General features: G+C 68.3%; 19 protein-coding genes. 12 read left to right on the top strand and 7 right to left on the bottom strand.

Going from position 1 to position 18,278, the window contains the following annotated elements:
• Both uxaC and CQ040_RS04090 read right to left on the bottom strand, forming a co-directional pair.
• Positions 1–1,419: a glucuronate isomerase gene (uxaC, locus tag CQ040_RS04095; RefSeq protein ID WP_105526145.1), complete on the bottom strand. Its 1,419-nt coding sequence runs from the start codon at positions 1,417–1,419 to the stop codon at positions 1–3.
• Positions 1,416–2,462 carry a LacI family DNA-binding transcriptional regulator gene (locus tag CQ040_RS04090; RefSeq protein ID WP_105526144.1) on the bottom strand — a complete coding sequence of 349 codons (1,047 nt, stop codon included), beginning with the start codon at positions 2,460–2,462 and terminating at the stop codon, positions 1,416–1,418. The genes uxaC and CQ040_RS04090 overlap by 4 nt, the downstream gene beginning before the upstream one ends.
• 116 nt (positions 2,463–2,578) lie before the next feature.
• On the opposite strand from CQ040_RS04090, the gene CQ040_RS04085 reads away from it, so the two are divergent.
• From CQ040_RS04085 to CQ040_RS04045, 9 genes are read left to right on the top strand one after another with little or no spacing between them, the layout of a single operon-like run.
• On the top strand, positions 2,579–3,937 hold the full coding sequence (locus tag CQ040_RS04085) for an ABC transporter substrate-binding protein (RefSeq protein WP_105526143.1): 1,359 nt from the start codon (positions 2,579–2,581) through the stop codon (positions 3,935–3,937).
• 18 nt (positions 3,938–3,955) lie between these two features.
• A complete protein-coding gene (locus CQ040_RS04080; protein WP_105526142.1) occupies positions 3,956–4,885 on the top strand; it encodes a carbohydrate ABC transporter permease in 930 nt (309 codons plus the stop codon).
• Positions 4,882–5,793: a carbohydrate ABC transporter permease gene (locus CQ040_RS04075; RefSeq protein WP_105526141.1), complete on the top strand. Its 912-nt coding sequence runs from the start codon at positions 4,882–4,884 to the stop codon at positions 5,791–5,793. The genes CQ040_RS04080 and CQ040_RS04075 overlap by 4 nt, the downstream gene beginning before the upstream one ends.
• A complete protein-coding gene (locus CQ040_RS04070; protein ID WP_105526140.1) occupies positions 5,790–6,623 on the top strand; it encodes a sugar phosphate isomerase/epimerase in 834 nt (277 codons plus the stop codon). The genes CQ040_RS04075 and CQ040_RS04070 overlap by 4 nt, the downstream gene beginning before the upstream one ends.
• Positions 6,620–7,738 carry a Gfo/Idh/MocA family protein gene (locus tag CQ040_RS04065; protein ID WP_105526139.1) on the top strand — a complete coding sequence of 373 codons (1,119 nt, stop codon included), beginning with the start codon at positions 6,620–6,622 and terminating at the stop codon, positions 7,736–7,738. Before CQ040_RS04070 ends, CQ040_RS04065 begins: the two co-directional genes overlap by 4 nt.
• Positions 7,735–8,601: a sugar phosphate isomerase/epimerase gene (locus CQ040_RS04060; RefSeq protein WP_105526138.1), complete on the top strand. Its 867-nt coding sequence runs from the start codon at positions 7,735–7,737 to the stop codon at positions 8,599–8,601. Before CQ040_RS04065 ends, CQ040_RS04060 begins: the two co-directional genes overlap by 4 nt.
• Entirely contained in the window at positions 8,598–9,824 is a 1,227-nt protein-coding gene (locus tag CQ040_RS04055; protein ID WP_105526137.1) for a mannitol dehydrogenase family protein, read from the top strand. The genes CQ040_RS04060 and CQ040_RS04055 overlap by 4 nt, the downstream gene beginning before the upstream one ends.
• Positions 9,821–11,059, top strand: a complete 1,239-nt coding sequence (gene manD / locus CQ040_RS04050) for a D-mannonate dehydratase ManD (RefSeq protein WP_105526136.1) — start codon at positions 9,821–9,823, stop codon at positions 11,057–11,059. The genes CQ040_RS04055 and manD overlap by 4 nt, the downstream gene beginning before the upstream one ends.
• Entirely contained in the window at positions 11,056–11,568 is a 513-nt protein-coding gene (locus tag CQ040_RS04045) for a gluconokinase (protein ID WP_258131441.1), read from the top strand. Before manD ends, CQ040_RS04045 begins: the two co-directional genes overlap by 4 nt.
• Before the next feature lie 55 nt (positions 11,569–11,623).
• On the opposite strand, the gene CQ040_RS04040 is transcribed toward CQ040_RS04045, so the two are convergent.
• The 3 genes from CQ040_RS04040 to CQ040_RS04030 all read right to left on the bottom strand — a co-directional run bounded on the left by CQ040_RS04040 (position 11,624) and on the right by CQ040_RS04030 (position 13,852).
• The gene (locus tag CQ040_RS04040; RefSeq protein WP_105526135.1) at positions 11,624–13,054 is read right to left on the bottom strand and encodes a type II toxin-antitoxin system HipA family toxin; all 1,431 of its coding nucleotides are present in this window, start codon (positions 13,052–13,054) and stop codon (positions 11,624–11,626) included.
• On the bottom strand, positions 13,051–13,263 hold the full coding sequence (locus tag CQ040_RS04035) for a helix-turn-helix transcriptional regulator (RefSeq protein ID WP_181156951.1): 213 nt from the start codon (positions 13,261–13,263) through the stop codon (positions 13,051–13,053). The genes CQ040_RS04040 and CQ040_RS04035 overlap by 4 nt, the downstream gene beginning before the upstream one ends.
• Positions 13,264–13,396: 133 nt before the next feature.
• The gene (locus tag CQ040_RS04030; RefSeq protein ID WP_028501102.1) at positions 13,397–13,852 is read right to left on the bottom strand and encodes an Lrp/AsnC family transcriptional regulator; all 456 of its coding nucleotides are present in this window, start codon (positions 13,850–13,852) and stop codon (positions 13,397–13,399) included.
• Between the two features lie 98 nt (positions 13,853–13,950).
• Between CQ040_RS04030 and CQ040_RS04025 the strand changes: the two genes are divergently transcribed.
• Both CQ040_RS04025 and CQ040_RS04020 read left to right on the top strand, forming a co-directional pair.
• Positions 13,951–14,574, top strand: a complete 624-nt coding sequence (locus CQ040_RS04025; RefSeq protein WP_105526133.1) for a LysE family translocator — start codon at positions 13,951–13,953, stop codon at positions 14,572–14,574.
• Positions 14,575–14,670: 96 nt separating this feature from the next.
• On the top strand, positions 14,671–15,138 hold the full coding sequence (locus CQ040_RS04020; protein WP_219844676.1) for a hypothetical protein: 468 nt from the start codon (positions 14,671–14,673) through the stop codon (positions 15,136–15,138).
• Between the two features lie 3 nt (positions 15,139–15,141).
• Here the strand turns inward: CQ040_RS04020 and CQ040_RS04015 are convergent, their stop codons facing one another.
• Both CQ040_RS04015 and CQ040_RS04010 read right to left on the bottom strand, forming a co-directional pair.
• On the bottom strand, positions 15,142–15,486 hold the full coding sequence (locus CQ040_RS04015) for an L-rhamnose mutarotase (RefSeq protein WP_105526131.1): 345 nt from the start codon (positions 15,484–15,486) through the stop codon (positions 15,142–15,144).
• Between the two features lie 65 nt (positions 15,487–15,551).
• Positions 15,552–16,586: a LacI family DNA-binding transcriptional regulator gene (locus CQ040_RS04010; RefSeq protein WP_105526130.1), complete on the bottom strand. Its 1,035-nt coding sequence runs from the start codon at positions 16,584–16,586 to the stop codon at positions 15,552–15,554.
• Between the two features lie 156 nt (positions 16,587–16,742).
• Between CQ040_RS04010 and CQ040_RS04005 the strand changes: the two genes are divergently transcribed.
• Complete coding sequence (locus CQ040_RS04005) at positions 16,743–18,278, top strand: sugar ABC transporter ATP-binding protein (RefSeq protein ID WP_105526129.1); 1,536 nt, start codon at positions 16,743–16,745, stop codon at positions 18,276–18,278.

Genomic DNA, 18,278 nt, shown 5'->3' with positions numbered 1-18,278 from the left:
TCAGGCGGTACCCCCGGGAAGGCGGAACGTCGTCCGCGGGATGTCGTCCACGAAGCGGTGTGCGAGCGCGAAGGCCTGCTCCTCGGTGAGACGGTGTTCGGCGACGAGCGTCGCCAGGTAGCCGGCGTCGAGCCGTCGGGACATGTCGTGGCGTGCGGGGATCGAGCAGAAGGCTCTGGTGTCGTCGACGAAACCGCTCGTCTTGGTGAACCCGGCGCTGTCCGTCACCGACCTCCGGTAGCGGGAGATGGCGTCGGGGGTGTCGAGGAACCACCACGGCGCACCGGCGTAGACAGACGGATAGAAGCCGGCCAGTGGTCCGATCTCCCGGCTGAACGCGGTCTCGTCGACCGTGAACAGCACCAGGCGGAAGGTCTCGTTCGTGCCGAAGTCGTTGAGGATCGGGGTGAGTGGCCGCGTGAAGGCGGCGACATCGGGCAGGTCGTGCCCGCTGTCCGGGCCGAACTGCGCGAGCGTGTCGCGGTGGTGGTTGCGGATGACGCCGGGGTGCAGCTGCATGACGAGTCCGTCCTCAGACGACATCTCGGCCAGTCGATAGAGCATGTTGCGGCGGTAGGCGACAGCGTCGTCGGCGGCGACCTCACCGCGGAGGCCGGCGGCATGGATGCGCTCCGCGTCTGCGCTCGTGAGCGGCTGAGATCCGGCGTCGAGCACCCCGGTGTCGGTCGCGGTTCCGCCCGCTTCCTTGAACGCGGCACGGCGGCGGCGCAGGGCGTCGAGCAGCCCGGCGTAGCTCCCGGCATCCGTGCCGGCAGCTTCCGACAGCTCGGCGATCGCCGCGGCCCACCCCGCGGCAGAGGGATCCATGTAGCGGTCGGCGCGGAACGTCGGCAGCACGTGCCCGCGGAAGGACGGATCGTCGCGCAGTCGTGCGTGCGCGGCGAGGTCGTCGGCGGGGTCGTCGGTCGTCGCGAGCACCTCGATGCGGAAGCGCTCGAACAGGGCCCGCGGGTGGAAGGCGGGGGTTCGCAGTTGCGCGTCGATGTGCGCGTACAGCTCGTCGGCATTGCCCGCACTCGGCTGCTCGGTCACGCCGAACACCTCGGACAGCGACGTCTCGAACCAGTAGCGCACCGGAGTTCCGAGGAACACGTCCCAGTTCGCGCAGAACGCCCGCCACACCTCCTGCGGATCGGCCGGCGCAGCTCCGCGCCCCAGTGTGCCGAGCGGGACGCCGACCGCGTGAAGCAGACGCAGCACGTAGTGGTCGGGCGTGATCAGCAGCGTCGCGGGATCGGGGAAGGGCTGGTCATCGGCGAGCAGCGCGGCGTCGACGTGCCCGTGCGGGGAGAGGATCGGCGCCGCGGCGACGGTGTCGTACAGCTTTCGCGAGAGCTCGCGCACGCCGGGATCGGCGGGGAGGAGTCGGTCGGCGTGCGGGCTGAGCGGAGTGCTCATGATTCTCCTCCAGGGGTACGGCGCGGTGCGGAGCCGGTCGACTCCCGCACGGTCAGGTGGGTGGGCAGCGCGGCGATGTGCCGTCGGTTGAGGGCGCTCGCGCCGATGCGCTCGCTCTGCAGCCGGTCGAGCAGCATCGACACCGACAGGCGTGCGGCCTGCTCGATCGGAGCGGTGAGGGTCGTCAGCGGCGGGTTGCAGAAGTCGGCGCCGAAGATGTCGTCGCAGCCGACGATGCTCATGTCCTCCGGAACGCGTACTCCCCGTTCCTTGAGCCGGATGAGCATGCCGATCGCGAGGAGGTCGTTGAACGCCACGCAGGCGGTGGCGCCGGTGTTCAGCGCTGCATCCGCCGCCGCAGCGCCTGCCTTGGTGCGCGGCTGGTACGGCCCCACCTTCGTGTGCTCGATCCCGAGGCGTTCGCACGCGGCGGCCACGGCGCGCCAGCGGAGGTTGCTCGCCCAGCTGGTCGGGGGGCCGGCCACGTAGCAGATGCGTCGATGGCCGAGCGAGGCGAGGTGCTCGACCGCCTGGTCGAACCCGAGCGGTGTGTCGATGAACACCGACGGCACCCCTGGCACCGCCCGGTTCAGGGCGACGAGGGGAAGCTCGGCGCTGAGTTCGGTCAGGCGTTCGTCGGACAGTCGGGATGCGGTCAGGATCGCGCCGTCGTAGGAGCTGCGCAGCTCTTCGAGGGTGCTCTCCTCCATCTCGGGCGACTCCTCGGTATGCACCAGGATCTGCGAGTAGCCGGCGACTCTCAGCGCCTGCTGCGTGCCGCGGATGATGCCGAAGTAGAAGGGGTTCGTGACGTCGGACACGAGCACCGCGACCATGCGGGTCGACGGTGTCGATGCCGTGCCAGAGGCGGTGGTGGGCGTGTAGCCGAGATCCTTCGCGATGCGGATGATGTGCTCGCGGGTCTCGGCGTTGCCGCGGCCGGGAACGGCGAGCGCGCGCGAGGCCGTGGAGATCGCGACGCCGGCGGCCTCGGCCACATCGGCGAGCGTCGGCCGGTGCGGAGGTGGTGTGGGGGACGACATGGGGCAACAGAATCACAGGATGGCAATTACTGGCAATGGATTGCTAACAATTGCCATGCTTGCCTACCTTGGCGAAGACGCAGTCACGTCCACTCACTGTCTCGAAGGAGAGTTCAATGAAGTCTCGACCCCTGATCGCCCTCGGGGCGATGGCCGCAGCAGCGATCGCACTGACCGCATGCTCGGGATCCACCGCCGGTACGGATGACGGCGACGCCGGTGGCACTGTCGATGGGACAGGCCAGACGCTCACCGTGATGATGGCCGCGAACGGCCTCTACCCCGAGCAGCAGAAGGAGTGGTTCCAGACCGTCTCCGACGCCTTCGAGAAGAAGACCGGAGCCAAGGTCGAGTTCGAGACCTTCGCGAGCGCAAACGACGAGCTGACGAAGATCCAGACGTCGGTGCTCTCCGGCCAGGGTCCCGACGTCTACGGCCTCGGCACCACCTTCACCCCGACCGCGTATGCCACCGGCGCCTTCGTGAAGCTCACCGACGCCGACTGGGACAAGGTGGGCGGCCGCGACCGCTTCGTGCCGTCGACCCTGGGCATCTCCGGCCCGAGTGAGAAGGATGAGATCGCCGTTCCGTTCGTGAGCCGTCCGTTCGTGATGGCCTACAACACCGAGCTGCTCGCCGCTGCGGGCATCGACGAGCCGCCGACGACGTGGGACGAGCTGACGGCCGCGGCCGCGAAGATCGAATCCGGCGATGTGCACGGCCTTGCAGTCGGCTATGCCGACAGCTTCGATCCCTGGAAGTTCGTCTGGGGCATGAGCGTGCAGGCGGGCAATCCGCTGATCGACGTCGACGCCAAGAAGGCGGAGATCGACGACCCGGCCGTGGCCGCCGCCTATGACACCTACTTCGGCTGGTACCAGGACGGGCTCGTCGATCCGGCATCCGTCGGGTGGAAGAACGCTCAGGCCGTCGCCGCCTTCGCCGAGGGCAAGGCCGGCTTCCTGCCGATGACCTCGGCGAACTCCAAGCCCACGTTCGAGGGCTCGCCCGTTGCCGACTCGTACTCCTACGCGCTCCTTCCGACCATCCCGCCGGGAGAGACCGAACTCCCCAAGGGCGGCGAGGAGGCGGCGAGCATCCTCTCCGGCGACAACCTCGTCGTCGCCCAGTACTCGCCGAACCAGGACCTCGCGTTCGCGTTCATCGAGATGCTCACCAGCACCGAGTCGCAGCTCGACTACTTCGACACCTTCGGCGAGCTGCCGACCGGAGTGGAGGCCGCCGCGCAGGTCGAGAAGGACAACCCCGACCTGAGCGCCAACGTGAAGGCCGCCTCGCAGTCGGTCGCCACTCCGTTCACGGGTGCCTGGGGTGACACGCAGCTCGCGCTGACCAACGTCGTCGTGCAGTCGCTGCCCGCGCTTCAGGGCGGAAGCCTCAGCCAGAGCGACATCGCCGCAGCGATCGCCGAAGCCCAGGCGAGCTCGCAGTCGGCGCTCGACAAGTCCAAGTAACGACGCGAGGACCCGCACATGGCGATCGCCACCGATACACGTCGGAAACGCTCCGACGACACCCCGCCGAGCGAGCGGCCTCGCCCGCTGTGGATGCTGCTCCCCGGCGGGGTGCTGATGACACTGCTGATCCTGGTTCCGCTGCTGCTGGCGTTCTGGATCTCGATGCTCGATCTCGACCAGTACACGATCAGGCAGTGGCTGCAGGCGCCGTTCGTCGGGTTGGGCAACTTCATCGAGGCGTTCTCCTCCTCCCCGCTGCTGCGCGGGATCTGGCTGAGCGTCAGCTACGCGCTGATCGTGTCGCTGGCGTCGATCCCGATCGGCGTCACCGCGGCGTTGGCCACGCAGAACGCCTTCCGCGGTCGCGGGCTGGTGCGCTCGGTCTACCTGATCCCGTACATCCTCCCCGCGTTCGTCGTGGCGACCGTCTTCCGGGCGATGTTCCAGCCCGAGGGCGTGGTGGATGAGGCCTTCGGCGTGTTCGGTGTCGATCCGGGGCTGTGGCTGAACGGCCCGCAGAGCTACTGGACCCTGGTGATCACGCAGCTCTGGGTGAGCTGGCCGTTCGTGTATCTGCTGACGCTGGCCGGCTTGCAGGCGGTGGATGCGGAGGTGCATGAGGCCGCGGCGCTCGACGGCGCCGGCTGGGGGATCAAGCTGCGCAAGGTCATCCTCCCGTACCTGCGCGGATCGATCCTGCTGGCCTTCATCCTCACCTTCCTGCACAGTGTGAACGCCTTCACGATGCCGTTCGTGCTCTTCGGCATCCCGGCACCCGTCGACGTCGAGGTCCTGCCGGTCCTCACCTACGTCACGGCGTTCCAGAGCTTCCGGTTCGGGCTCTCGGCGGCCATGGCCGTCGCCTCTCTCGCGATCGTCGCCATCCCCCTGTTCGTCTACCTGCGCGCTGTGCGCCTCGACACCGGAGAGGACGCGAAGCGATGAGCGTCACCACCACGATCGCGCAGGTCAACCCGCGCCGGAGCCGTCCGGGCGGTCACAGTCAGGTCGACCGCCTCCTGCCGCGTCCACTCCTCGTGGCCGCGAACGTCGTCCTGTGCCTGGTCGTCTTCGGGCCCGTCTCGTACATGCTGTTCGCCTCGATCAATGCCGATGTCGCGGTCGCCGGCGGCGCGTACTGGCCGACCGAGCTACGTCTCGACAACTACATCAAGGTCTGGGGCAGCGTCGATCTCGCCGGGGGTCTGGCCAACAGCCTCCTGATCTGCGGGGCGGTCGCCGTCGTCTGCGCGGCCGTGGCCGTCTCGATGGCGTGGGTGCTGGTGCGGTTCACCTTCATCGGACGCGTCACGATCCTCCGGGGTCTGCTCGGCCTGCAGTCGGTTCCAGGCACCCTCATGCTGCTGCCGGTGTTCGTGATGTTCTCGACGCTCTCGTCGGTGCTGCGTATCCCCACCATCGGCACGCACTGGTCGGTCTTCATCACCTACCTCACCTTCGCACTGCCGTTCTCGACCTGGGTGATGGTGACCTACATCCGCGGCCTGCCGCGCGAGCTCGAAGAGGCGGCCCGCATGGACGGCGCCTCCAACCTGCGCGTCCTCACCCGCATCGTGCTGCCGCTGAGCTGGCCCGGGATCGTGGTCTCCGCGATCTTCGCGTTCCTGCAGGGGTGGAACGACGTGCTGTTCGCCTCGGTCATGACCAATCGCGACAGTCGCACCGCCGCGGTGGCTCTGCAGATCTTCGGTGCGACGCAGGAGACGGGCGCTGTGCCCTTGTACGGGCAGATGATGGCGGCCTCGCTCATCTGCGCCATCCCCGTCGTCGTGTTGTACCTCGTGTTCCAGCGTTATCTCGTAGGCGGTCTCACCGCAGGAGGAGTGAAATGACCCCGTGGAAGCTTTCCGGATTCGGTGACGAGATCGATCCGGATCCGGTCGTGCAGATCGCCGTGCTCCAGGCGCTCGGCGCGCAACACATCGAGGTGCGCAGCGCGTGGGGGGTGAACATCGTCGACCTCGACGAGTCCCCGCTCGCCCGGCTCGCGGCCGTGGTGCGCGAGCGCGGCATGGCGGTCTCGGCGATCGCCTCGCCGATCGGCAAGGTCGACGTGTCCCTGCCGATCGAGCACGAGGTCGGTCGACTGCAGCGGGCCATCCGAGCGGCCGAGGTGCTCGAGACCCCGTACATCCGCATCTTCTCGTTCTTCCGCGCGGAGCATCTCGCAGCGGACGACATCCGCGACGACGTGCTCGTGCGCATGGCAGCGCTCGCGCGCACCGCCGAGGCGGCCGGGGTCACCCTCGTGCACGAGAACGAGAAGGACATCTACGGCGACATCCCCTCGCGCGTGCTCGACGTGATCGAGTCGGTCGGCTCGGATCGGCTGCGGGTCGCCTGGGACAACGCCAACTTCGTGCAGGTCGGCGTCCGGCCGTTCACCGACGGCTACGCCATGCTGCGACCGCACCTTGAGTACCTGCAGTTGAAGGACGCTCTCACCGAGACGGGTGAGGTCGTCCCGGTGGGCGAGGGAGACGGCGAACTGCGCGAGACCCTCACCGCCCTGCGCGACGACGGCTACGCGGGGTTCGCCTCACTCGAACCACACCTCGCCGACGTCAACGCGCTCGGCGGCTTCTCGGGGCCGGAGGCCTTCGGGCGTGCCGGACGGGCCCTGCGCACACTCACAGACGAGATCGGAGTCACCCTCTCATGACCGACGCAATCCTCGACGTCGCCATCGTCGGATGCGGCATCATCGGCGTCAACCATGCCAGAGCGATCGCGGTCACTCCGGGCCTGCGCATCGTCGCCGTCGTCGATGAGGTTCCGGCCGCCACCGAGCGGCTGGCGGACTTCGTCGTCGATGAACTCGGTGGAGAGCGTCCATCGACGCACGCCGAGATCGAATCGCTCCCCGACGACGTCGACGTGGTCGTCATCTGCACGCCGAGCGGCTCCCACGTCGAGCTCGCCGAACGGGCGGTCGCGCGCGGCATGCACGTCGTGCTCGAGAAGCCCCTCGACGTGTCGATGGCACGCGGGCGCCGCCTGGCGGAGATCGCACGGGACGCCGATGCTCGGGGCATCCGGATCTCGGTGATCAGCCAGCACCGCTTCGACCCCGCAGCGGTGGCGGTCGCGGAGGCGGCGCACGCAGGACGGCTGGGGCGGATCACCAGCGCGGTCGCCACCGTGCCCTGGTGGCGCTCGCAGGAGTACTACGACTCGGGCGCCTGGCGGGGCACGTGGGAGCTCGACGGTGGAGGTGCCGTGATGAACCAGGGCGTGCACACCGTCGATCTGCTGCTGTGGTTCCTCGGCACGCCGGTGGAGGTCTTCGCTCACACCGCGCTGCTCGCACACGAGCGGGTCGAGGTCGAAGACGTCGCGGTGGTCACGGTGCGCTTCGAGTCGGGCGCGCTCGCCGTGCTGCACGCCACGACCGCGGCCTTCCCCGAGCAACCGGTGCGGGTGGCCGTGCACGGTGCGCAGGGGACCGGCATCATCGAGAACGATCAGCTGGCCCGACTGTGGGTCGACGGCGAGCCGACCGACCGCAGCGTCGACCGGGTGCCGGAGGGGCATCGGCTCGGCGACGAACGGAACCCGCAGTCGTTCGCCGAGGGCCACGCCCGTCAGTACGCCGACATCGTCGACAGCATCCGTGTCGGTCGAGCCTCGCGCGTCGGGGTGCCGGAGGCGCTCCTGGCGCTCGCCGTGGTGCGCGGCATCTACGTCTCGGCGACCACCGGCTCTCCGGTGCGTATCGCCGACCTCGTCGACGGCACCGTCGACGACAGTGAAGTGCGGACGGGAGGCATCGCATGAAATTCTCCGTGTTCACGGCGTCAGTGCCGGACTGGGAGCCCGCAGAGGCGGCTCGCCGCATCGCGGCGATCGGGTACGACGGCATCGAGTGGCGCATCACCGACCAGGAGGAGGCCGAGCCGCCGGGATTCTGGGCCGGGAACCGGGCGACCTGGCCGCTCACGGGTCTCGCGCAGGCGGTCCCGGAGATCGCCCGCGTCACTCGCGAGGCGGGGCTCGAGTTCAGCGGCATCGGCGGCTACGCGCCCGCGTCCGACCGCGACGACGCGCTCCAGATGCTCCGCGCGACCGCCGAGCTCGGAGCGCGACAGGTGCGCATGCGCATCCCGTCCACCGACCTCCTCCACGAGGGCTATCAGGCGGTGTTCGATCGGACCAGAGCAGACCTGGAATGGGCGGCTGCGGAGGCGGGGCGGCTCGGCGTGAAGGTGCTCATCGAGCTCCACCACCAGACGATCACCTCGTCCGCCTCGGCTGCGCGTCGACTGGTCGACGGCATGGATCCGCGCACCATCGGCGTGATCCACGACCTCGGCAACCTCGTGATCGAGGGGCAGGAGGATACGCGTGCGGGGCTTCAGCTCCTCGGCGAGTACCTCGCGCACGTGCACGTGAAGAACGCGACCTGGCGGCGCACCGGCGAGCTCGGCCTTGACGGCGATGTGCGCTGGGAGTCGGCCTGGGCGACGCTCCGCGAGGGCATCGCCAGCGTTCCCGACTACTTCTGCGTGCTCGCCGAGGTCGGGTACGACGGCTGGGTGACGCTGGAGGACTTCTCTACCGAAGCTCCCCTCGAGGACCGACTGACCGACGATCTCGCGTTCCTCCGGGCATCGGCCGCCGCCGCGGGCATCGGGTCGTGAACGGACCGGCGCGCACGCAGCATCCGCCGGTCCGCGCTGCCCACCTGGGCCTCGGTGCCTTCCACCGCGCACATCAGGCCTGGTACACCCAGCAGGCCAATGACCAGGCGCGCGCGGAGGAGGGGTGGGGCATCGCCGCCTTCACCGGACGCACTCCTGAGGCCGCCGCGCTGCTGTCGCGGAACGACGGGGTGTACACGGTGCTGGAGCGCTCCGCCGAGGGCGACCGGGTGACCACAGTGCAGTCGATCGTGCGAGCGGTTCCCGGTGCCGACGAACGGTCGTGGTTCGACACGATCGCGGATCCGGAAGTGAGGGTGCTCACCGTCACGGTGACGGAGGCGGCGTACTCCGCGAACTCCTCGGTGCCCGGTCGTATCGCGGCCGCGCTCGCCGGACGCGCCGCTGTCGGGGCCGGACCGATCGCCGTCGTGAGCTGCGACAACCTGCCCCGCAACGGCCGGATGCTGCGCGATGCCGTGCTGACCGCCGCCGGTGCGGAAGCGGCACGCGTCTCGGATGTCGCGTCATTCGTCGACACGGTGGTCGACCGGATCACCCCCTCCGTCACCGCGGAGGATGTAGCCGTCGTGCGGGACATCACCGGGTACGACGACCCCGCCGCAGTGGTGACTGAGCCCTTCAGCGAATGGGTGCTCGCGGGCGAGTTCCCGGGTGGCGCGCCGGACTGGGCGCAGGCCGGTGCGCGATTCGTGGCCGACGTCGGGCCCTATGAAGAGCGCAAGCTCTACCTGCTCAACGCCGGGCACAGCTTCCTCGCCGCGGCCGGGAGGCTGAGCGGATACGAGACGATCGCGGAAGCCTTCGACGACGCCGATCTGCGCGCCGACACCGAGGCGCTGTGGGCCGCCCAGCGCACGGCGGTCGATCTGCCCGCCGCAGAACTCGACGCCTGGCTCGACGACCTGCGCATCCGCTTCGCGAACCCGCGCATCGCCCATCGACTCGACCAGATCCGCCGGGACAGCCCGATCAAGGTGGCGCTGCGGCTCGTGGCTCCGCTGCGTCGACGCCGAGAGGCCGGCACTGCCGTCGACGTGGCACAGCTGCATGCCGTGGAGACCTGGATCCGCTCGCTCATCGAACTCGACCCGACCGACGCCGCGACGGCCGCCCTCGCCCGAACGATCTCCGCCGCACCCGCGGCCGACCGCGCACGCACCATCATCGACCACCTCACTCCCGAAGGGACCCTCGCATGAGCATCGACAAGGCTGAGGTCATCGTCACAAGCCCCGACCGGAACTTCGTCACCCTCAAGCTCACGACTGCCGACGGCATCTCCGGCCTCGGCGACGCGACCCTCAACGGGCGCGAGCTCGCCGTCGTCGCGTACCTCACCGAGCACGTCGTGCCGCTGCTGATCGGCGCCGACGAGGACCGCATCGAAGACACCTGGCAGTTCCTCTACCGGAGCGCGTACTGGAGGCGGGGACCCGTCACGATGGCCGCCGTCGCCGCGGTCGACATGGCTCTGTGGGACATCAAGGGCAAGAAGGCGGGGATGCCCGTCTACCAGCTGCTGGGCGGCGCATCGCGTACCGGCCTGCTCGCCTACGGCCATGCGTCGGGCAAGGAGCTGCCGGAACTGTTCGACTCCGTGCGCGCGCACCTCGATCAGGGGTATCGGGCGATCCGCATCCAGACGGGTGTTCCCGGGCTCAAGGCCATCTACGGCATCGCCTCGCAGGCAGCCGACACCGGAGGAGGGGAGGCCCGCTACGACCACGAGCCGGCCCGCCGAGGTGCGAAGCCGGTCGAAGAGGACTGGGACACCCGCGCCTACTTGAACCACCTGCCGGGCGTCTTCGAGGCGGTGCGCAACGAGTTCGGACCCGACATCCCGCTGCTGCACGACGGGCACCACCGGATGACACCCATCCAGGCGGCGAAGCTCGGCAAGGCGCTCGAACCGTACGACCTGTTCTGGCTCGAAGACTGCACCCCCGCCGAGAACCAGGAGGCGCTGCGACTGGTGCGCCAGCACACGACCACGCCCCTCGCGATCGGGGAGATCTTCAACACCGTCTGGGACTTCAAGGACATCATCCGCGACCAGCTCATCGACTACGTCCGCGGCGCGGTCACCCACATGGGCGGCATCAGCCCACTGAAGAAGACCCTCGACTACGCGGCGATGTACCAGATCAAGTCCGGCATGCACGGACCGACCGACATCTCGCCGGTCGGCATGGCGGCGGCGATGCACCTCGGTCTCGCCATCCACAACTTCGGCATCCAGGAGTACATGCAGCACGGCTCGCGCACCGACCAGGTGTTCCAGCAGTCCTTCACCTGGCGCGACGGACTGCTGCACCCCGGTGACAAGCCGGGTCTGGGCGTCGACCTCGACGTCGACGAGGCGGGCAAGTACCCGTATGAGCGCGCCTATCTGCCGTACAACCGGCTGGCGGACGGAACGGTGCACGACTGGTGACCGCCGAGTCACGGTCGATCGTCGTGATGGGGGTGTCCGGGGTGGGCAAGACCAGGGTGGGTCGGGAGCTCGCCCGCCGGATCGGTGTCGCGTTCATCGATGCGGATGACCTGCACGGGCCGGCCAACATCGCGAAGATGGCAGCCGGAACCCCACTCGACGACGACGACCGATGGCCGTGGCTCGACCGGGTGGGGGCGGCGCTCGCCGCGGACCCCGGTGTCGTCGTCGCCTGCTCGGCGTTGAAGCGCACCCACCGTGATCGGCTGCGGGCGGCGGCCCCGACGGTCGTCTTCGTGCACCTCGATGCGCCGGAAGAACGCGTCGCAGAGCAGGCGACTGCCCGTCGAGGTCACTTCATGCCGCCCGCGCTGCTCGCGTCGCAGCTGGCGGCACTCGAACGACTCGGCGCCGACGAGGGCGGCGCCACGGTGGTGGTGGATGCTGCGCCCGAGGAGTTGGCGGAACGCATCCGGCGGGGCATCGGCGAGGCTTCGGCGGTCGAATGAGGGTTCGAGGTCCGAGGAGACGCTGTCTGCTGCATCACTCCGCACGGACTCGGCCCTACGGCTCTGAGGAGGGGCGCTCTGTGAGGGACGGGCCCGACGTGGTGTCGGTATTGCGGTCGAACCGGCCGGTAGGGGTTCGCGGTTGAGTCCCGGGCCGTGCGCTGCCGGTGGGTGCCCGAGGGATCGGCGCCGCTGACGGAGGGGCGGCGGCCTGGAGTTCGCGTCGCAGCCGTGCTGTTCGCGTGGCAGCTTCGTCGACGATCCTTGCGGCGAACACAGCATCCGTGCCATCGAGTTTAGCCTCTCGCGCGGCGGCGGAGTATGCGTCGGCGAGGCCGTCGACGATGGCAACGGCACGATCGTGGGCCCACTCCACATCAAAGCTGAGTGCGATCGCATCGGCGATGACATGGCGGGCTTCGATCTCGCGCTGCCGGTAGTGGCGGCTGAATGACATGGCCAGCTTCGTGTTTCGGTTGTTGATGTCGGTGTACGGAAGCGCGGTGGCGACGTCGTAGAGCGGTGCGAGTCGGGGGCCTTCGGCGGCGCTGTGCAAGAGCGAATAGTTCTTCGCATGCGCATCAGTGCCGAGTGCGGCCCAGTTGAACATCGCGGCGTCGAAGAGTCGGTCGGCACTGCCGCCATCCCTTCCGTGAGCGCCACGGATGAGGTTCACAATCATCTCGATTCCGGGACCGCCCTCGGTCTGATACTTCCCGGCGGGGTGAGTTCCGGTGGCCTGGGCGATGTCTTCCTGATGCAGACGCGTCACGGTGCCGTCTTCAGCGAGGACGCGGTCGTACCGACGGACGACGATGACGGATTCGTCCTCGAAGTGTTCGATCGAGCTGTCAGCAGTGTCGAGCCCGAGTTGGGATGCTGCAGCGAGCGAAAGGTGCTCGTTCAAGTCGCTGTGATCGAGCCCGCGGATCCCGGGTTTGAGGATGTGAGTGGATGCCGCCCGTCCGGTCGGCACTGACCATCGCGTGTCCGCGGTGCGAGCAAGCGCGAACTTCGACTGCGCTCCGGCGAGCGAGAAGTAGCCGCCGTCATGGCCGGGGATCAGCCACCCTTCAGGGTCCGAACGCAGTTGCCGGATGTGTGCGGCGATCTCGGCGGCGCTGATCGGCTCGTTGCCGCTCGGGCCAGTGAGCATCTCCACATCGGTGTCGGCGAGTTGTACGGCGCCGGCAGTGTCCATCCCTACGTGTGCGAGCAGGGCCATGGGGTTTCGGGGGCTGACGCCGAACTTCGAGCCCCAGCGTTGGAGCACGGCTTCGCTGTCGGGGAGCAGATTCCACAGGTAGTTCAGTGGCGCAGCGCCGGTGTGTACGCGACGCGATTTGGGCATCGACAGGGACAGTTCCATTCTGCGGGCGGCATGCCGCCAGTCCTCGTCGAACGACAGAGTGACCGCTCCGGTGCCGTCACGCGTGAACCTTCCGACCCTGCAACCGTCGATGTATGCGGTCAGTTGCGAACTCATACGCCGACCACGTCGATCTCCAGATCGAGTGCGTCAGCGATGCGGGTGACGTGGTCGATGGTCGCAACGGCGGCGTTGCCGTTCTCGAATCGGACGACCCATTGACGGCTCATCCCGATCTTCGCTCCGAGGGCGCTCTGGGACATACCGAGATCGAGACGGCGGTCGCGGACGACGTTGCTCCAGTCGGTGGCGGTGGCTACCAGCATGATTCTCCCTAGATGTCCGTCAAGCCTGACAGCCCGTGATGTGTCCGTCAAGCCTGACATTTACATCGATGTCCGTCAAGCCTGACAGCTTTGGAGTCACCGCTCGTCGCAGATGGGAAGCCCCGCACCCGCCTCAGGGGATCGGCACCGCGCGATCCGCTCCGAGGCGCTTCATGACCATGGTCGAGGTGAGGCGCTGCACTCCGGGCAGGGCGCCGAGCGTGTTGTCGTAGAGCTCCTGGTAGGCGCTCATGTCGCGGGTGAGGATGCGCAGCATGTAGTCGGGGTCGCCGAACAGGCGCTGCGCTTCGACGACCGCGGGGATCGCCACGACGGCCTCCTCGAACGCGACGATCGTGTCCTTGTCGGTGCGCCCGATCGTCACGAACACGATGGCCTCGAACGTCAGGCCGACGGCCGCCGGGGCGACCACCGCGCGGTACCGTTCGATCGCGCCGGACTGCTCCAGCTCCTTGAGTCGGCGATGGCAGGCGGACAGGCTCAACCCGACCTGAGAGGCGAGGTTCGTGGCACTCATCCGGCCGTCATCCTGCAGCAGCGAGAGAATCTCCCGGTCAAGTGCGTCCATGGTGACAATTCTTGCAGGTGATGGGCGCGGTTGCTCGAAGAATCGGAGCACCTTTCGCGTGATCCTTCGTAGTCTCTTCCTCGGATTGAGGAGGACCGATGGATATCGCTCTGGTCATGCAGTTCTGGGTGGTCGCCGCCATGCTCGCGCTGACCCCTGGGGCGGACTGGGCGTACGCGATCTCCGCGGGTCTGCGTGCCCGCTCGATCGCGCCGTCCATCCTCGGCATGATCGCGGGGTACACCGTCGTGATCGTGGCCGTCGCGCTGGGTCTCGGAGCGCTGGTCACCGCCTACCCGGTCACCCTCACCACGCTCACGGTCGTCGGTGCGCTCTACCTGATCTTCCTCGGAGCCACGACTCTGGCCAGCCGTCCGGCGCCGATCGCCGAGAGCGGCGAGCCGATCGCGACCGGCGGGTGGGCGCAGTTCCTGCGCGGGTCCGGGGTGAGCGGCATCAACCCCAAGGGGCTGCTGCTCCTGCTCGCCCTGCTTCCGCAGTTCACGAGCCCTGATGGCTGGTCGTCGACGACGCAGATGCTCGCACTGGGCGGGCTGCACCTGCTCAACATCGCGGTCGTCTACACGACCGTCGGGCTGCTCGCCCGCCGACTGCTGCGAACCCGACCGCGTGCGAGCTCTGTGGTCACCAGGATCGCCGGCATCGCCATGACTGTCATCGGGGTGGGGATCCTCGTCGAGCAGGTGATCGAGTGGCTGTGAGCCGTGCGCTTTTCCCCGGTCGATGCAGGCCGCTACCCCGCACCGTCGAGGTAGCGTCGAAGGGGCGGACGGCGATCGGCGGGAGATGAGGACTGCGTGACTTCCATGGTGCGTACGACCACTGCCCTTCGGCTGCTGCTGCCGGCCTTCCTGCTCGGCGCGATCATCGCGATCTCGTTCCTGGAGGCGCCGCTGAAGTTCCTCGCCCCCGGTGTCACGATCCCGATCGGGCTCGGTATCGGACGGCTCGTCTTCACGGCGTTGAACGTGCTCGCCGGCGTCGTGCTGCTCGTGCTCACGGTCGTGAACGTGCGCGCGAGGGCCGGCCGTGCGGCACTGGGCATCCTCGGCTCGATCTGGGTCGTGTATCTCGTCGAGGTCGCTGTCATCCGGCCGGTGCTCAATCAGCGCAGCGACCTGGTGATCGCAGGCGCTGAATCGCCGGGGACGAACTGGGCGCACTACGCGTACATCGTCGCGGACGTTTCCAACGTCGGGCTGCTGGTCGCGCTGATCGTGGTCACTTCGCGGTCGGCCCTGCCGGCAGGCGCACGAGCGCTCTGACGCTCAGGGCGCCGATGCCGTGAGCTGGTCGTGCAGGTTGAACACCTCGACGAGGGGCGCGGCTGCCTGATCGGCACGGCCTTCGAGCCCGACGAAGAACTCCGACATCGAAGCCTCCCACCGGGCCGCGACCGGTGAGGCTGCGAGATAGGCCCGTGCGGCGGCGTCGTCGTCGGTCTCGTAGTAGCCGAACAGGCGGCCCTCGTCGCCCAGGAAGATGGAGTAGTCACGGCGCCCGGATGCGGCGATCTCCGCGAGCATCTCCGGCCAGACCGGGCTATGGCGTGCGATGTACTCGGCGATCATGCCGGGGGCGATCTGCAGCTGGAAGGCGACGCGCTCGGTCATCCTTCCTCCTTCACGGGTCGGGGCGATGAAACGATTCAGACGCTAACGCAGATCGCCGCCTGTCGTCAAGGAACGCGGGCAGGTACCGCGGAAGACGCTGCGGTCGAGCGGCGTACGACGAGCTCCGGTTGGAACACGGTCTGGCGTGGGATGAGCTCCGGATCGTCGCACTCCTCCAGCAGCACGCGCAGCGCGGTGCGGCCGATCATCCCGCTGGGCTGGCGGATCGAGGTGATCGGCACAGCGGCCGCTGCGGCGAACGAGATGTCGTCGAAGCCGATGAGTGCGATCTCGTCCGGCACGAGCGTGCGTCCGCCGACGGTCAGTGACTGCAGGAGTCCGAGTGCCATGAGGTCGTTCGCAGCGAACATCGCATCGGGCCACTCCCGTCGCGGGCGACTCAGGATCCGTTCGCCCGCCGCCACACCAGCCTCGACGGTCATGGCGTCGGTGGCGAACACCTCGATCTCGACGGGGACGAGCGCGTTGTCCGCGGCGACGCGTGCCCCGGCCAGTCGGTCGGTGACCTGGCGCATGTCCATCGGGCCCCCGATGAACGCGATGCGCCGTCGTCCCGTGGCGATGAGGTGCTCCACGGCCATGCGGCCGCCTGCGACCGAGTCGACGGACACCGAGCTGAATCTGCTGTTGCCGCCGAACCGATCGACGAGAACGGCGCGGATGCCGCGCGAGCGCAGGCGCTCGAGCCGCGGATGGATGTCGCCGTAGGGCGAGATCAGCACGCCCCGCACCTGCTGCTCCTCGAAGAGGTCGAGATACATGCGCTCGCGGTCGGAGTCCTCGTCGGTGTTGCCGTAGAGGACTGCGATGTTGTGGCGGGAGGCCTCATCTTCGGCGCCGCGCACCACGTCGTTGAAGAACGGGTTCTGGCCGTTGAGGATGACGAATCCGACGGTGGTGCTCACCCCGGCGCGGAGCTTGCGGGCCGCGTCGTTGCGCACGTATCCGAGTTCCTCGATCGCCTTGAGCACGCGGTCGGCGGAATCGGGCGACACGGTCTCCGGGCGGTTGAGCACGTTCGACACGGTGCCGACCGAGACGCGGGCCACCTGGGCGACGTCTCTGATACTCACCACCATGGGCGCTCCTTCGTTGGCATGGCGTCGACTCGTGGGCGGACTGTGACGCATGTGGCCGGACTGTGACTTGACCGGCGAGGATTTCGATGCCTACAGTATCCCTGAATCGTAAATGAATCGATTCATCCCGATATCAACCTCGATGAGGAGGCACCCGTGCCCAGCGATGCCGCACCCGTGGTCCTCGAGCTCTCCAAGGTCGTGAAGTCGTTCGGCGCAGTGGTGGCATTGCGCTCGGGCAGTCTGCGTCTGTCGGCCGGTTCGATTCACGCGCTGATCGGAGAGAACGGCGCCGGAAAGTCGACGCTCGTCAAGATCGTCGCCGGTCTGTACCGCCGCGACGGCGGCGCGTTCCAGCTCGACGGTGAAGACGTCGACTTCGTGTCGACCGCGCAGTCCAAGGCCGCAGGAATCGCCGTGATCTACCAGGAGCCGACGCTGTTTCCCGACCTGACGGTCACCGAGAACATCTTCATGGGCCGGCAGCCGGTGGGGCGCTTCGGACGGATCGACCGCAAGGCCATGCGGCACGAGGTCGAGCGACTGTTCACCCGGCTCGGAGTGACGATCGATCCCGACCGTCCAGCGGAAGGTCTCTCGATCGCCGACCAGCAGGTGATCGAGATCGCCAAGGCCGTCTCGCTCGACGCCAAGGTGCTGATCATGGACGAGCCCACCGCCGCCCTGTCGGGTGTCGAGGTGGAGCGTCTCTTCGTCATCGCCCGCAGCCTGCGCGACGAAGGGCGAGGCCTGATCTTCATCTCGCACCGCTTCGACGAGGTCTTCGCGCTCTGCGACACGGTGACCGTCATGCGCGACGGCGCCTACATCGCCACGACGCCCATCGCCGAGACCACCCCGGCGGAGCTCGTGCGCCAGATGGTCGGCCGCGATGTCACCGAACTCTTCCCCAAGCTGGAATCGACGATCGGGGAGCCGTTGCTCGAGGTCGAGAACCTCACCAGCCCCGGCGTCTTCCACGACATCTCCTTCACGGTGCGGGCGGGGGAGATCGTCGGACTCGCGGGCCTCGTCGGCGCCGGCCGCAGTGAGGTGGCACGCGCCGTCTTCGGTGTCGACGACTACCGCGAGGGCACCGTCACGATGAAGGGTCGACGCATCCCGCGGTCGCGTCCGACCGAAGCGATGCGCGCCGGGCTCGCCCTCGTCCCCGAAGACCGCCGCAAGCAGGGCCTCGTGATCGATGCCGGCGTGGGTCGCAACATCACCACCGCGATCCGCCGCCGCCTCTCGAGGTTCGGGCTCATCACCACCGGCGTCGAGAACCGCGCGGCACGGGAGTGGGCCAGTCGACTCGAGGTGAAGGCGCATGCGCTCGACACCGTCGCTGCGACCCTCTCCGGCGGCAACCAGCAGAAGGTCGTGCTCGCCAAATGGTTGGCCACGCAGCCGGACGTGCTCATCATCGACGAACCCACCCGGGGAATCGACGTCGGCACGAAGTCCGAGGTGCACCGACTCCTCTCCCAGCTCGCCGTCGAGGGCAAGGGAATCCTCATGATCTCGTCCGAGCTCCCCGAAGTGCTGGGGATGGCCGACCGGGTGCTCGTCATGCGAGAAGGACGGATCACCGCCGAACTCGACCGCGCGGAAGCCACATCGGAGAACGTCATGTTCGCCGCCACGCACGCCTCGCCGCGCACCACCATCGACGCGGGAGAGAACTCGTGA

Origin of the sequence: Microbacterium sp. MYb54 (assembly GCF_002979515.1) — a bacterium.
Lineage (GTDB): Bacteria > Actinomycetota > Actinomycetes > Actinomycetales > Microbacteriaceae > Microbacterium.
This window is presented reverse-complemented; position numbering and strand designations above follow the sequence as displayed.